Consider the following 15,250-nt stretch of genomic DNA (forward strand, 5'->3'; position numbering starts at 1 on the left):
TTATTCAATTACTTCTTGTTAATAATGGCTTCTGCCACGTTTCTTGGAGCTTCAGAGTAGTGCTTGAACTCCATACTGTAGGTCGCACGACCTTGCGTCAAGGAACGCACTGTTGTGGCATAACCAAACATTTCAGACAAAGGCACTTCTGCGCGGATAGCCTTGCCACCGCCTGCCAGATCATCCATCCCCTGGATCACACCGCGACGGGAAGACAAGTCACCCATCACATCACCCATGTAGTCTTCAGGCGTTTCCACCTCAACCGACATGATAGGCTCCAGCAGGATTGGATCCGCCTTGCGCATACCATCCTTAAACGCCATGGAAGCCGCCATCTTAAAGGCGTTCTCGTTGGAGTCAACATCATGGTACGAACCGTCGAACAGGGTGACCTTGACATCCACAACCGGGAAGCCAGCCAGGATACCTGCGGGAATTGTTTCCTTCAGACCCTTGTCAACCGCAGGAATGAATTCACGAGGCACGGTACCACCTTTAATCGCATCAACGAACTCGTAACCCTTACCAGCTTCATTAGGCTCCATCTTGATCCATACGTGACCGTATTGACCCTTACCCCCGGACTGCTTGACGAACTTGCCTTCGACTTCAACAGACTTCTTGATCGCTTCACGATAAGCCACTTGAGGAGCGCCCACATTGGCTTCCACGTTAAATTCACGCTTCATGCGGTCAACGAGAATTTCCAAGTGCAACTCACCCATACCAGAAATAATGGTCTGGTTGGTTTCTTCATCGGTACGCACGCGGAAAGAAGGATCTTCCTGAGCAAGACGACCCAGCGCCAAGCCCATTTTTTCCTGGTCACTCTTGGTCTTAGGCTCAACAGCCACGTGAATCACAGGCTCAGGGAATACCATGCGCTCAAGAATGATAGGATGATCCAGCGAACACAGAGTCTCACCAGTCGTCACATCTTTCAGGCCGATACAAGCAGCGATATCGCCAGCACGAATCTCTTCAATTTCATTACGGTCATTCGCGCTCATCTGCACGATACGACCAATACGTTCTTTACGACCACTGGTGGAGTTATAAACTGTCTCACCCTTGGTCAAAACACCAGAGTAAACGCGCACGAATGTCAATTGACCAACGAATGGATCACTCATCAACTTAAATGCCAATGCAGAGAAATGCTCTTTATCATCAGCCTTACGAGTTAATGGCTCACCGGTTTCGCTTTCACCAGCCACATCAGGAATATCAACAGGTGCAGGCAAGAAGTCCAGAACAGCATCCAGCATACGCTGCACGCCCTTATTCTTGAACGCAGAACCGCACAACATAGGCTGAATTTCAGTGGCAATGGTACGCTGACGCAGACCAGCAATGATGTCCGCCTCGGACAATTCGCCGTTTTCCAGATACCTGTTCATCAGCTCTTCAGAAGCTTCAGCAGCGGATTCGATCATCTTCTCGCGCCATTCATTGGCAGTATCGACGAGATCGGCAGGAATATCCTTGTACTCGAACTTCATACCCTGAGAAGCATCATCCCAGAAGATCGCCTTCATCTTGATAAGGTCAACCACGCCAGCGAAAGTATCTTCAGCACCGATAGGGATCACCACAGGCACAGGATTGGCCTTGAGGCGCAGCTTCATCTGCTCGACAACCTTGAAGAAGTTGGCACCAGTACGGTCCATCTTGTTCACAAAGGCCAGACGAGGCACCTTGTGCTTGTTGGCCTGACGCCAAACAGTCTCGGACTGAGGCTGCACACCACCCACCGCACAGTACACCATGCAGGCGCCATCCAGCACACGCATGGAACGCTCAACTTCAATCGTAAAGTCTACGTGCCCAGGGGTATCAATAATGTTGATGCGATGCTCAGGACGGGACAAATCCATGCCCTTCCAGAAACAGGTCACAGCAGAAGAAGTAATCGTGATACCACGCTCTTGCTCCTGCTCCATCCAGTCAGTCGTCGCAGCGCCATCATGCACTTCACCCAGCTTATGAGTCACCCCGGTATAAAACAGGATACGCTCAGAAGTCGTAGTTTTACCAGCATCAATATGCGCACTGATACCGATATTGCGATAGCGTTCAATAGGGGTTTTGCGAGCCACAGTAATTACCTAACTTAAAATTTGTCTGAGTTTAGAAACGGAAATGCGAGAATGCCTTATTGGCTTCTGCCATACGGTGAACTTCTTCACGCTTCTTGATAGCAGCACCACGACCTTCAGAGGCTTCGAGCAACTCCGCAGCCAAGCGCAAGCCCATGGACTTCTCACCACGCTTACGAGCCGCATCACGCAACCAGCGCATTGCCAGCGCATTGCGACGAGCCGGACGAACTTCAACAGGCACTTGGTAGTTAGCACCACCAACACGACGGCTTTTCACTTCCACAACTGGACGCAAATTGCCGATAGCCAGAGTAAATACCTCCAGCGCTTCCTTGCCGCTCTTTTGTGTGATTTGATCAAATGCGCCGTACAGGATACGCTCTGCAACCGACTTCTTGCCACCGGTCATCAGCACATTAACGAACTTTGAAACTTCCTGACTACCGAACTTAGGATCAGGCAGGATGTTACGCTTGGGAACTTCTCTACGTCTTGGCATGGATTTCTCGATTCCTTAAACTTTTGGCCGCTGTAATTAAGCAGCCTTAGGGCGCTTAGCACCATACTTGGAGCGGGATTGCTTACGGTCTTTAACACCAGCAGTATCCAGACTACCGCGCACCATGTGATAACGCACACCTGGCAAGTCCTTTACACGACCACCGCGCAACAGCACAACAGAGTGCTCCTGCAAGTTGTGGCCTTCACCGCCGATATAGCTAATTACTTCATAGCCATTGGTCAGGCGCACTTTGGCAACCTTACGCAAAGCGGAGTTAGGTTTCTTAGGGGTTGTGGTGTAAACACGAGTACATACACCACGCTTTTGTGGGCAGCTCTCAAGTGCTGGCACCTTGCTCTTGGCAACTACTTTTTGGCGCGGCTTGCGCACTAATTGATTGATGGTTGGCATAACCTTTAGCCTTTATATTTTAACCGCTAAAAATTACGGGATGGCGAAACGCCATCCCGGAAAACTTAGCATTTTATTTAGCGTTCAATGTGTTGTCAAGCAACCTCAGGATTTCCAGAGGTTTCTTCGACTTGCACATCTCCTGCATCTTCAATGATGGCAGGCGCTGAATCTACACCTGCAACATTACGTTTACGTGTTTCATGATAGGCAAGACCGGTTCCAGCAGGAATCAATCGACCCACAATAACGTTCTCTTTCAGACCACGCAACTCGTCGCGCTTGCCCAGGATCGCAGCTTCGGTAAGCACACGCGTTGTTTCCTGGAACGACGCAGCAGAGATGAAAGAATCTGTAGACAGAGAAGCCTTGGTAATACCCAGCAATACATACTCAAAGCTCGCTGGACGGCCATCCGCTGCCAATACACGTTCATTTTCAGTCAACACGTCCGCACGCTCAACCTGCTCACCCAAGATGAAGCTGGTATCACCAGCATCGGTAATCCGTACACGACGCAGCATCTGACGAACAATCACTTCAATGTGCTTGTCGTTGATCTTCACGCCTTGCAGACGGTAAACGTCTTGTACTTCATCAATGATGTAGCGAGCCAATGCTTCGCGACCTTGCAAACGCAGAATATCTTGTGGATCTGCTGGGCCGTCGACAATACTCTCACCCTTGGTCACCACTTGACCATCATGCGCGGTCACGTGCTTATCCTTAGGAATCAGGAACTCATTGGAAACGCCGTCAAGGTCGGTAATCACCAGACGCTGCTTACCCTTGGTATCCTTACCGAAGGAAATCGTACCTGTCACCTCTGCCAGCAAGCCAGCATCCTTAGGTGAACGTGCCTCAAACAGCTCAGCCACACGTGGCAGACCACCGGTAATGTCACGGGTCTTGGAAGACTCTTGCGGAATACGCGCCAGCACTTCACCCACACCCACTTCCTGACCGTCTTTCACGGTAATGATACAACCAAGCTGGAAGGTCACGCTGACAGGTGCTTCACCACCGGCAACCTTGACTTCGACGCCATTAGCATCGAGCAATTTCACTTGTGGACGCAAGCCCTTGGATTGACCAGCACGTTGCTTAGGATCAATTACCACCAGGGAGGACAAGCCAGTGACTTCGTCCACCTGCTTGGCAACAGTGACACCTTCTTCCACGTTCTCAAACTTCACGCGACCTGCGTACTCGGTAATAATCGGGCGAGTATGCGGATCCCAGGTAGCCAGAGCCTGACCAGCCTTGACTTGCTTGCCATCAGTAATCTGCAAGGTAGCACCGTAAGGCACCTTGTGACGCTCACGCTCACGACCATTTTCATCCTGAATGATGGCTTCACCGTTACGGGAAATCACCACTTGCTCGTTACGCGCATTAGTCACATAACGCATGGTCGATGTGAAATGCACAATACCGTTGGACTTGCTTTCCACTTGGCTAACAGAGGCTGCACGCGATACCGCACCACCGATGTGGAACGTACGCATGGTCAGCTGTGTACCAGGCTCACCGATGGACTGTGCCGCGATCACGCCAACAGCTTCACCCATGTTGATGAGCTTGCCGCGACCCAAGTCACGACCATAGCACTTGGCACAAATACCATAACGAGTATCGCAAGTCAGCGCAGTACGCACCTTGACTTCATCAATGCCCAAAGCATCAATTTGCTCAACTTCATCTTCGGTCAACAAGGTACCAGCCGGATACACCACATCCTGTGTTTCAGGATGGAGCACATCCAACGCAGCGACACGACCCAAGATACGATCGTGCAAAGGCTCAACCACTTCACCACCCTTGACCAGCGCCTTGGTGTACAGGCCTTCTGTCGTGCCGCAATCATGTTCGGTCACCACCAAATCCTGCGTGACGTCTACCAGACGACGAGTCAGGTAACCGGAGTTAGCGGTCTTCAAGGCGGTATCTGCCAGACCCTTACGTGCACCGTGTGTTGAAATAAAGTATTGCAACACGTTCAGACCATCACGGAAGTTCGCGGTAATCGGAGTTTCAATGATAGAACCATCCGGCTTAGCCATCAGGCCGCGCATACCAGCCAACTGACGCACCTGAGCCGCGGAACCTCGCGCACCAGAGTCAGCCATCATGTAAATCGCATTGAAGGATTCCTGCTTGATATCCTTGCCATCGGCATCCTTGGCGATGGCGCCATCGGCATCCAGCACTGTTTCTTCACGCAGTTGCTTCATCATCGCATCAGCAACCTTGTCACCGGCACGACCCCAGATATCAACCACCTTGTTGTAACGCTCACCCTGAGTCACCAGACCAGAAACGTATTGGTCTTCGATTTCCTTGACTTCAGCCTCGGCAGAAGCGATCAATTGCTCCTTCTCCGGTGGTACCAACATATCGTTAATACTGATGGAGATACCAGCGCGTGTCGCATAGGTATAACCGGTGTACATCAACTTGTCGGCAAAAATCACAGTCTCGCGAATGCCAACGCGGCGGAAGCTCGCATTGATCAGACGAGATATCTCCTTCTTCTTGAGCGCCTTGTCGATCACACTAAATGGCAGGCCAGCTGGCAAGATTTCTGACAGCAATGCACGACCAACAGTCGTTTCATAACGCGTAATCTTTTCACGCTTCTGGCCATCCAGTTCAACATCGAACTCACGCAGACGGACAGTAATACGTGCATGCAGATCAATCAGGCGATTGTCATAGGCACGTTGCACTTCGGCAATATTGGCGAAACGCATGCCTTCACCGCGAGCAGCCTTCTTCTCACGTGTCATGTAGTACAGACCCAAGACGATATCCTGGGAAGGCACAATAATTGGCTCACCGTTAGCTGGAGACAATACGTTATTGGAGGCCAGCATCAAGGTGCGGGCTTCCATTTGTGCTTCTAGGCTCAATGGTACGTGTACCGCCATCTGGTCACCGTCAAAGTCGGCGTTAAACGCAGCACACACCAACGGGTGCAGTTGGATCGCCTTGCCTTCAACCAGTGTCGGCTCAAATGCCTGAATACCCAGACGGTGCAAAGTAGGTGCACGGTTGAGCAATACTGGATGCTCGCGAATCACGTCTTCCAGGATATCCCAGACTTCTGGACCTTCCTCTTCAACTTTTTTCTTGGCAGCCTTGATTGTCGTAGCCAGGCCCAATACTTCAAGCTTATGGAAAATGAAAGGCTTGAACAGTTCCAGTGCCATCTTCTTTGGCAAACCGCACTGATGCAGCTTGAGTTGAGGACCCACCACGATCACAGAACGACCGGAGTAATCCACACGCTTACCCAACAGGTTCTGACGGAAACGACCGCCCTTACCCTTGATCATGTCAGCCAGGGACTTGAGAGGACGCTTGTTAGCGCCCGTCATGACCTTGCCGCGACGACCATTGTCCAACAACGAGTCAACCGCTTCCTGCAACATACGCTTTTCGTTGCGTACGATGATTTCAGGAGCCTTCAGCTCTAGCAAGCGCTTCAAGCGGTTGTTACGGTTGATTACGCGACGATACAAATCGTTCAAGTCGGAAGTCGCAAAACGACCACCATCCAATGGTACCAATGGACGCAACTCTGGAGGCAATACTGGCAATACTTCTAGGATCATCCACTCTGGCTTGATACCAGACTTCTGGAATGCTTCCAGTACCTTCAGACGCTTGGCGATTTTCTTGATCTTGGCTTCGGAACCAGTTTCACCGAGTTCACGACGCAGCTTCTCGATTTCAGTGTGCACATCCATCGTGCGCAACAATTCGCGCACCGCTTCTGCACCCATGACCGCATTGAATTCGTCGCCGTATTCTTCAACCTTGGCCAGATAATCATCTTCAGTCAACAGCTGACCGCGAGTCAGTGGCGTCATACCTGGATCAATGACGATATATGCTTCAAAGTACAGCACGCGCTCGATATCACGCAAGGCGATATCCAGCACCATACCCAAGCGGCTCGGCAAGGACTTTAGGAACCAGATATGAGCAACCGGGCTGGCCAACTCGATGTGGGCCATACGCTCGCGACGCACCTTGGACAAGGTCACTTCAACGCCGCACTTTTCACAGATCACGCCACGATGCTTGAGGCGCTTGTACTTGCCGCACAAGCATTCGTAATCTTTGATCGGGCCAAAAATCTTGGCGCAGAACAAGCCGTCACGCTCTGGCTTGAAGGTACGATAGTTAATGGTCTCAGGCTTCTTGACCTCACCGTAAGACCAGGAGCGAATCTTTTCAGGAGAAGCCAACGCGATCTTGATCGCATCAAACTCTTCTTCCTGAGTGACCTGCTTGAATAAATCTAATAGAGCTTTCACGCGCGTTTCTCCTTAGTTGCGGTCAAGATCAATATCGATGGCGAGCGAGCGGATTTCCTTCACCAACACGTTGAAGGACTCTGGCATGCCAGCATCAATCTTGTGCTCACCCTTGACAATGTTTTCGTATACCTTGGTACGGCCAGACACGTCATCAGACTTCACTGTCAGCATTTCCTGCAAGGTATAGGATGCACCGTACGCTTCCAGTGCCCACACTTCCATTTCACCGAAACGCTGGCCACCAAACTGTGCCTTACCGCCCAATGGCTGCTGGGTAACCAGCGAGTAAGGACCAGTAGAACGAGCATGCATCTTGTCATCAACCAAGTGATGCAGCTTGAGCACGTGCATATAACCTACAGTCACAGGACGTTCGAAAGCATCACCAGTGCGGCCATCAAACAAGGTCACTTGCGTTTTGCCGGAAGCAAACTGTAATTGCTGTGTACGTGGATCTTCATCAGGGAACGCCAGATCAAGCATTGCCTTGATATCGGACTCAGCAGCACCATCGAATACAGGCGTTGCAAATGGCACACCATTCTTGAGGTTGCGTGCCAGATCCATCACTTCCACATCGCTCAAGGAAGCAATATCTTCAGGCTTACCGTTGCTCTTGTTGTAGATCTGCTCGAAGAAGCTACGCAACTCGGCGGTCTTGGCTTGCGCCTGCAACATATTGCCGATACGGATACCCAGACCCTTGGCAGCCCAACCCAAGTGGACTTCGAGAATCTGACCAATGTTCATCCGTGAAGGAACACCCAACGGGTTCAGCACGATATCCATCGGTGTACCGTCAGCCATGTGCGGCATATCTTCAATCGGCACGATCTTGGAAACCACACCCTTGTTACCGTGACGGCCCGCCATCTTGTCACCAGGCTGGATACGACGCTTAACGGCAAGGTATACCTTAACCATCTTCTGTACACCAGGAGGTAATTCGTCACCCTGGGTCAGCTTGCGCTTCTTCTCTTCGAACTTGCTGTCGAACTCGATACGTGCCTGGGACAAGCTGTCACGCAACTGTTCGAGTTGACGTGCAACATCTTCATCGCTCAGGCGAATGTCAAACCAATCGTAGCGCGCCAAACCATCCAGGTACTCAGCATTAAGGGTTTCGCCCTTTTTCAGCTTTTGTGGGCCACCAGTTGCAACCTTGCCTTCGATCAGGCGACGGATACGGCCAAACGCGTCGTCTTCCACGATACGCATCTGGTCAGCCAAGTCTTGCTTGTAGTCGGCCAACTGATCATCAATGATCTGCTGAGCACGGGCATCGCGCTCAATACCTTCGCGAGTGAACACTTGCACATCGATCACGGTACCAGACATACCAGATGGAACGCGCAGGGATGTATCCTTCACGTCGGATGCCTTTTCACCGAAGATTGCACGCAGCAACTTCTCTTCAGGAGTCAGCTGGGTTTCACCCTTAGGTGTCACCTTACCAACCAGCACATCACCGGCCTCAACTTCTGCACCGATATAAATAATGCCGGAATCATCCAGACGACCAAGCATGCGCTCAGACAGGTTGGAAATATCGCGTGTGATTTCTTCTGCGCCCAGCTTGGTGTCGCGGGCAACAACGGACAATTCCTCGATATGGATGGAGGTATAGCGGTCATCGGCCACTACACGCTCTGAAATCAGGATCGAGTCTTCGAAGTTGTAACCGTTCCATGGCATAAAGGCGACCAGCATGTTCTGGCCCAGCGCCAATTCACCCATATCGGTGGAAGCACCATCGGCGATCACGTCGCCACGCGCCAATATGTCACCGACATTCACCAACGGACGCTGGTTGATATTGGTGTTCTGGTTAGAACGTGTGTACTTGATCAGGTTGTAGATATCCACACCGACTTCGCCAGCAGCAGCTTCTTCGTCATGCACACGCACCACGATACGGCTGGAGTCAACATAATCAACCACACCACCACGACGCGCTGTAACGACAGTACCTGAGTCAACCGCAACAGTACGTTCGATACCAGTACCAACCACGGCTTTTTCAGCACGCAGACATGGCACGGCTTGACGTTGCATGTTGGCACCCATCAAGGCACGGTTCGCATCATCATGCTCGAGGAACGGAATCAGCGAAGCCGCCACGGAAACGATCTGACCAGGGGCCACATCCATGTATTGAACACGGTCAGGCTGCGCCATGGTGAATTCGTTATGGTAACGCGCAGAAACCAGGTCTTCTCTGAACTTGCCGTCCTTGTCCAGTTCGGAGTTCGCCTGGGCGATCATGTACTGGCTTTCTTCAATCGCGGACAAGTAATCAATCGTTGCCGAGACCTTGTTGCTATCTACACGACGGTAAGGTGTTTCTAGGAAACCATACTGATTGGTACGGGAATACAGCGCCAATGAGTTGATCAGGCCAATGTTTGGACCTTCAGGTGTTTCAATTGGACAAACACGTCCATAGTGAGTGGAATGCACGTCACGCACTTCAAAACCAGCGCGCTCACGTGTCAAACCACCTGGGCCCAAGGCAGAAACACGACGCTTGTGCGTGATTTCAGACAATGGGTTGGTTTGGTCCATAAACTGGGACAACTGTGAAGAACCGAAGAACTCACGAATAGCACTCGACACTGGCTTCGCATTAATCAAATCATGCGGCATCAGATTATCGGATTCAGCTTGAGACAAACGCTCCTTTACAGCACGCTCAACACGCACCAAACCAGCACGGAACTGGTTTTCAGCCAATTCACCAACCGAGCGGATACGGCGATTACCCAAGTGGTCAATATCATCAATCTCACCGCGACCATTGCGCAGCTCGATCAAGACAGCGATCACAGCCAGGATATCGTCGTTGGACAGGATGCCAGCACCCTCGGCGCCTTGCGGACCGACCTTCTCATAGAAACGACGCAACCAAGCAGCGGTACGCTCTTCAATCTTCTCAGGGAAGGCACGGCGATTGAACTTCATGCGACCAACAGAAGACAAGTCGTAACGGTCTTCATTGAAGAACAAGCCTTCAAACAAAGCTTGCACAGCATCTTCAGTTGGAGGCTCACCAGGACGCATCATACGGTAGATGGCAACGCGAGCACTGTACTCGTCAGGGATTTCATCAATACGCAATGTTTGCGAGATGTAATCACCATGATCAAGATCATTGGCATACAAGGTGCTGATCTTGCTGACATCTGCTTCGCGCAGCTTGTCCAGCATGGACTCAGTCACTTCATCATTCGCATTAGCAACAACTTCGCCAGTGGACTTGTCTACAATACCAGCAGCCAAGGAGCGACCAAGCAAGAACTCTTCCGGCACGGTAATCTTGCTGATACCAGCCTTTTCCATGTCACGGATGTGCTTGACGGTAATGCGCTTATCCTTGGCAACGATGACTTTGCCATCCTTATCAAGGATATCGAACTTCGCTACCTCACCACGCAAACGCTCAGGCACCAGCTCAAACTGAACGCCCTTCTTGGCGATATGGAAAGTATCGAAGTCGTAGAATGTTTCCAGAATTTGCTCTGGTGAGAAACCAAGCGCCTTCAAGAGAATTGTCACCGGCATCTTGCGACGACGGTCAACGCGGAAATACAGGTAATCCTTAGGGTCGAACTCGAAATCGAGCCAAGAACCACGGTAAGGGATAATACGTGCAGAGAACAACAGCTTGCCCGAGCTATGAGTCTTGCCGCGGTCATGTTCAAAGAACACACCAGGGCTACGATGCAATTGTGACACGATGACACGTTCGGTACCGTTGATCACAAAAGAGCCGTTTTCTGTCATGAGTGGCAATTCACCCATGTAGACTTCTTGCTCCTTCACCTCTTTGACAGTAGGTTTGGAAGCCTCTTTATCCATGATCGTCAAGCGCACCTTGACGCGCAAAGGCGCAGCATAGGTCAAGCCACGTTGCTGACATTCCTTGACATCAAAAGGCTCTTGGCCGAGGTTATAACTAACAAAATCCAGTCGTGCATTGCCAGAATGGCTGACGATTGGGAAAACCGAACTGAATGCTGCTTGAAGACCCGCGTCAGAACGCTTGTCAGCATGGGCTTCAGCTTGCAAAAATGCAGCGTAGGATTCCAATTGCATGGCGAGCAGGTAAGGAACCTCCTGCACGCTTTCACGCTTGGCGAAACTTTTACGCAGACGTTTCTTTTCGGTAAAGGAATAGCTCATAGCATCTCCTGAGGATAGAGGGCAGAAGACAGCAGCCCAGAGGGACTGCTGTCTTCTAACTTCTTAAAATGGTGAAGGCTGACAGTTTCCTGCCAGCCCATCCACCATGATTTACAGCGGTATTACTTGATTTCAGCCTTAGCGCCAGCTTCTTCCAGCTTCTTAGCAGCAGCTTCAGCATCAGCCTTGGAAACGCCTTCCTTAACTGCCTTAGGAGCAGCGTCAACCAGGTCCTTAGCTTCCTTCAGACCCAGGGAAGTCAGTTCGCGAACAGCCTTAATAACGTTCACTTTGTTGTCGCCAGCAGAAGCCAGGATAACATCGAACTCAGTCTTTTCAGCAGCGCCAGCACCAGCGTCGCCGCCAGCTGCAGGAGCAGCTACTGCAACAGCAGCTGCAGCTGCGGATACACCGAACTTCTCTTCCAGATCCTTGATCAGTTCGGACAGTTCGAGAACGGTCAGGGACGCAATTGCGTCAAGAATTTCTGCTTTGGATAATGCCATTTGTTAATACTCCTGATAAATATAATATTGATTAGGCTGCTTGCTTTTGATCGCGCACCGCAGCAAGACCACGTGCAAACTTTGTAGGCACTTCGTTGAGTGTGCGTACAAACTGTGCAACAGGCGCTTGCATCGTGCCGAGCAACTTGGCCAGCAACTCTTCGCGGCTTGGCAGGGTAGCCAGGGCTTGTACAGCCTTAGCATCCAGAACCTTGCCTGGCAGAGCACCGGCTTTGATAACGAACTTGTCATTGGCTTTGGCAAAATTATTCAATACCTTTGCCGCGGCAACTGGATCGGTAGAAATACCGAATACCAATGGGCCAACCATGTCGTTTGCCAGACCAGAAAACTGTGTGCCGTCAACAGCGCGACGAACCAGTGTGTTCTTCAGAACACGCAGGTAAACACCAGATTTTCTAGCTTCGGCGCGCAACTTGGTCATGTCGCCCACTTCGATGCCACGATACTCAGCAAGAACAATTGCCTGAGCCTGAGCGACTTGCTCGCTAACCTCAGCAACTACTGCCTTTTTCTGCTCAAGATTAAGACTCAAGGTCTTCTCCTTCCGTTAATTAAGCATTTGTAGCAAGCCACAAACACCTTCCCACGGCGACCTTTCATCAGGAATAAAAATCCTGTTCCGGGTAACGCCATCTGCGTAGGACTTGGCTAGAATTTTGCCGCCATTAAGCCAGTGAAGGCTCCTACGGTCTTTGATAACCCCATAGCTCACGCCATGGGCCCAAAGTTCTTTGCGGCGTCAACTTCAAAGTTGACGCCAAATTTATTAAGCCAGGTTTGACTGGTCTACACGCACACCGGCACCCATGGTGCTGGAAACGGAAACCTTCTTCAGGTAAACACCCTTGGAGGAAGCAGGCTTCGCCTTGTTCAATGCATCAACCAGAGCAGCCAGATTCTCCTTCAGTGCATCTACACCGAAGGAAGCACGACCGATAGTGCAATGTACGATACCACCCTTGTCGGTACGGTATTGAACTTGACCAGCCTTGGCGTTCTTCACAGCGGTAGTAACATCAGGCGTCACAGTACCAACCTTAGGGTTAGGCATCAGACCACGTGGGCCCAGTACTTGACCCAGGGTACCAACGATACGCATCGCATCAGGCGTTGCAATCGCAACGTCGAAGTCCAGCATACCACCCTTAACTTGTTCAGCCAGGTCTTCAAAACCAACGATGTCAGCACCAGCAGCCTTGGCAGCCTCAGCAGCAGCGCCTTGTGCAAACACGGCGATACGCTTGGTTTTACCTGTACCGTGTGGCAGCACCAGAGCGCCACGTACCAGCTGGTCAGACTTACGTGCATCAATACCCAGATTGATGACCGCGTCTACGGACTCGTCAAACTTAGCAGTTGCAGTTTCCTTGACCAGAGTCAGGGCTTCAGCCACTGGATATACCTTGTTACGATCAACCTTGGCGCGCAAGGCCTCAATACGCTTAGAAACGTTAGCCATTTACACACCCTCCACTTCAATACCCATGCTGCGTGCGCTACCAGCGATGGTGCGAACCGCAGCGTCCAGATCAGCAGCCGTAAGATCAGGTGCCTTGGTCTTGGCGATTTCTTCCGCTTGAGCGCGGGTGATCTTGCCAACCTTGTCTGTATGAGGACGCGGGGAACCCTTGTCGATCTTGGCTGCCTTCTTGATCAGAATGGTGGCAGGAGGAGTCTTCATCACAAAGGTGAAGCTCTTGTCTGCAAACGCAGTGATCACAACCGGAATTGGCAAACCTGGTTCCAGGCTTTGAGTTGCTGCATTAAATGCTTTACAGAACTCCATAATATTCAGACCACGCTGACCCAATGCAGGACCAACTGGGGGACTTGGATTGGCTTTACCTGCAGGAATCTGCAGCTTGATATAGCCGATAACTTTCTTTGCCATCTTAAACTCCTAATTTGGGTAATAACGCTTGCTCACACAAGCTCCCCATCCACATCGATGTGATGCAAAGCACCACGCCAAACACTCCAGAACTGCGGAGTGCAAAAAGCCGCATCTTGCCATCAAGGCAAGACACAGCTCAAAATTCTTAAACTTCCTTCTCCACCTGGCTGAAATCCAGCTCTACAGGTGTCGCACGGCCGAAGATGACTACCGACACGCGCAGCTTGCTCTTTTCATAGTTGATATCTTCAACACTGCCAGAGAAATCCTTGAACGGGCCGTCAATCACACGCACAGACTCACCCTTATCAAAGGTCATCTTCTGAGTAGGGTTGCTCTTACTTTCATCCATACGCTGCAGGATGATTTCAACTTCCTTATCCTTAATTGGGGTTGGCTTTTGCGCAGTACCACCGATAAATGCAGTCACGCGAGGCGTGCTTTTCACCAAGTGCCAACTCTCATCACTCATCTGCATCTGAACCAGCACATAGCCCGGATACAGCTTGCGCTCAGTGATACTCTTGACGCCGTTTTTCATTTCAACGACTTCCTCAACAGGCACCAGAATATCGCCAAACAAATCACCCACGTCCGAACGGGCAATACGCTCTTCCAAACCTTTTTTGACCGACTTCTCAAATCCAGAGAAAGCCTGCACGGCATACCATCGCATATTACTCATCAAGCGCCCCTCCCCATCAACTGCTTCACAGCCCACATGAAGCCAACATCAACCATCCAGAGGAAAATGGCCATTACAATCACCAACCCAAACACTGCAGCAGTAGTCTGTATTGTTTCCTTACGGGTCGGCCAGACAACCTTACGTGTTTCAACTACGGCTTCACGCGCAAACGCAAACGCATCCTGCCCAGTCACGGTTGTTTTCAGCACAAGCAGCGCAACAATAATCCCCGCCAAAAAGGCCAGAATACGCACCACCAACGCCTGATCAGCCAACAAATAAAAGCCGGCAACCCCAGCAGCAACCAGCAGCAGGGAAATTACCAGCTTAATCTTCTCGGTCATATTTTGCACTTAATATAATGGCAGGCCAGGAGGGCCTCGAACCCCCAACCCTCGGTTTTGGAGACCGATACTCTGCCAATTGAGCTACTGGCCTGTAACGCTTTACCAACAAAGGTCGCATACTTATTTAAGCACACGACCCGAGGAGATATTACTCTACGATTTTAGCCACAACGCCGGCACCGACGGTACGACCACCTTCACGAATCGCGAAGCGCAGACCTTCTTCCATCGCGATTGGCGCGATCAGGGCAACAGTGATGGAG

The 15,250-nt window shown here is 51.0% G+C and carries 12 protein-coding genes and 1 tRNA gene; all 13 read right to left on the bottom strand.

Annotated elements, in window-relative coordinates; all coding sequences use genetic code 11:
• Positions 1 to 8: 8 nt before the first annotated feature.
• On the bottom strand, positions 9 to 2,102 hold the full coding sequence (gene fusA, locus LG202_RS01235; protein WP_230346607.1) for an elongation factor G: 2,094 nt from the start codon (positions 2,100 to 2,102) through the stop codon (positions 9 to 11).
• Between the two features lie 31 nt (positions 2,103 to 2,133).
• Positions 2,134 to 2,604, bottom strand: coding sequence for a 30S ribosomal protein S7 (gene rpsG, locus LG202_RS01240; RefSeq protein WP_230346608.1), 471 nt, complete (start codon positions 2,602 to 2,604; stop codon positions 2,134 to 2,136).
• A gap of 36 nt (positions 2,605 to 2,640) precedes the next feature.
• The gene (gene rpsL / locus LG202_RS01245) at positions 2,641 to 3,018 is read right to left on the bottom strand and encodes a 30S ribosomal protein S12 (protein WP_230346609.1); all 378 of its coding nucleotides are present in this window, start codon (positions 3,016 to 3,018) and stop codon (positions 2,641 to 2,643) included.
• 95 nt (positions 3,019 to 3,113) lie between these two features.
• Complete coding sequence (gene rpoC / locus LG202_RS01250) at positions 3,114 to 7,343, bottom strand: DNA-directed RNA polymerase subunit beta' (protein WP_230346610.1); 4,230 nt, start codon at positions 7,341 to 7,343, stop codon at positions 3,114 to 3,116.
• Positions 7,344 to 7,355: 12 nt separating this feature from the next.
• Positions 7,356 to 11,528 carry a DNA-directed RNA polymerase subunit beta gene (gene rpoB, locus LG202_RS01255; protein ID WP_230346611.1) on the bottom strand — a complete coding sequence of 1,391 codons (4,173 nt, stop codon included), beginning with the start codon at positions 11,526 to 11,528 and terminating at the stop codon, positions 7,356 to 7,358.
• A 122-nt stretch (positions 11,529 to 11,650) separates the two neighbouring features.
• Positions 11,651 to 12,034 (bottom strand): 50S ribosomal protein L7/L12, encoded by a 384-nt coding sequence (gene rplL / locus LG202_RS01260; protein WP_230346612.1) that lies wholly within the window; start codon positions 12,032 to 12,034, stop codon positions 11,651 to 11,653.
• A gap of 31 nt (positions 12,035 to 12,065) precedes the next feature.
• On the bottom strand, positions 12,066 to 12,590 hold the full coding sequence (gene rplJ / locus LG202_RS01265; protein WP_230346613.1) for a 50S ribosomal protein L10: 525 nt from the start codon (positions 12,588 to 12,590) through the stop codon (positions 12,066 to 12,068).
• Positions 12,591 to 12,824: 234 nt separating this feature from the next.
• The gene (rplA, locus tag LG202_RS01270) at positions 12,825 to 13,517 is read right to left on the bottom strand and encodes a 50S ribosomal protein L1 (RefSeq protein ID WP_025873088.1); all 693 of its coding nucleotides are present in this window, start codon (positions 13,515 to 13,517) and stop codon (positions 12,825 to 12,827) included.
• The gene (gene rplK / locus LG202_RS01275; protein ID WP_067267457.1) at positions 13,518 to 13,949 is read right to left on the bottom strand and encodes a 50S ribosomal protein L11; all 432 of its coding nucleotides are present in this window, start codon (positions 13,947 to 13,949) and stop codon (positions 13,518 to 13,520) included.
• Positions 13,950 to 14,097: 148 nt separating this feature from the next.
• Complete coding sequence (gene nusG / locus LG202_RS01280; RefSeq protein WP_230346614.1) at positions 14,098 to 14,637, bottom strand: transcription termination/antitermination protein NusG; 540 nt, start codon at positions 14,635 to 14,637, stop codon at positions 14,098 to 14,100.
• Positions 14,637 to 14,984: a preprotein translocase subunit SecE gene (gene secE, locus LG202_RS01285; RefSeq protein ID WP_230346615.1), complete on the bottom strand. Its 348-nt coding sequence runs from the start codon at positions 14,982 to 14,984 to the stop codon at positions 14,637 to 14,639. The genes nusG and secE overlap by 1 nt, the downstream gene beginning before the upstream one ends.
• Positions 14,985 to 15,002: 18 nt before the next feature.
• Positions 15,003 to 15,078, bottom strand: a tRNA-Trp gene (locus LG202_RS01290).
• 57 nt (positions 15,079 to 15,135) lie between these two features.
• A partial coding sequence (locus tag LG202_RS01295) for an EF-Tu C-terminal domain-related protein (protein ID WP_459724194.1) occupies positions 15,136 to 15,250 on the bottom strand: 115 nt, incomplete at its 5' end.

This window comes from Methylobacillus methanolivorans (assembly GCF_054588515.1).

Excerpts from the sequence above, each read along its gene's own strand:
- rpsG (WP_230346608.1), bottom strand. The coding sequence starts at position 2,604 with ATGCCAAGACGTAGAGAAGTTCCCAAGCGTAACATCCTGCCTGATCCT.
- rpsL (WP_230346609.1), bottom strand. The coding sequence starts at position 3,018 with ATGCCAACCATCAATCAATTAGTGCGCAAGCCGCGCCAAAAAGTAGTT.
- rpoB (WP_230346611.1), bottom strand. The coding sequence starts at position 11,528 with ATGAGCTATTCCTTTACCGAAAAGAAACGTCTGCGTAAAAGTTTCGCC.
- rplL (WP_230346612.1), bottom strand. The coding sequence starts at position 12,034 with ATGGCATTATCCAAAGCAGAAATTCTTGACGCAATTGCGTCCCTGACC.
- rplA (WP_025873088.1), bottom strand. The coding sequence starts at position 13,517 with ATGGCTAACGTTTCTAAGCGTATTGAGGCCTTGCGCGCCAAGGTTGAT.
- rplK (WP_067267457.1), bottom strand. The coding sequence starts at position 13,949 with ATGGCAAAGAAAGTTATCGGCTATATCAAGCTGCAGATTCCTGCAGGT.
- nusG (WP_230346614.1), bottom strand. The coding sequence starts at position 14,637 with ATGAGTAATATGCGATGGTATGCCGTGCAGGCTTTCTCTGGATTTGAG.
- secE (WP_230346615.1), bottom strand. The coding sequence starts at position 14,984 with ATGACCGAGAAGATTAAGCTGGTAATTTCCCTGCTGCTGGTTGCTGCT.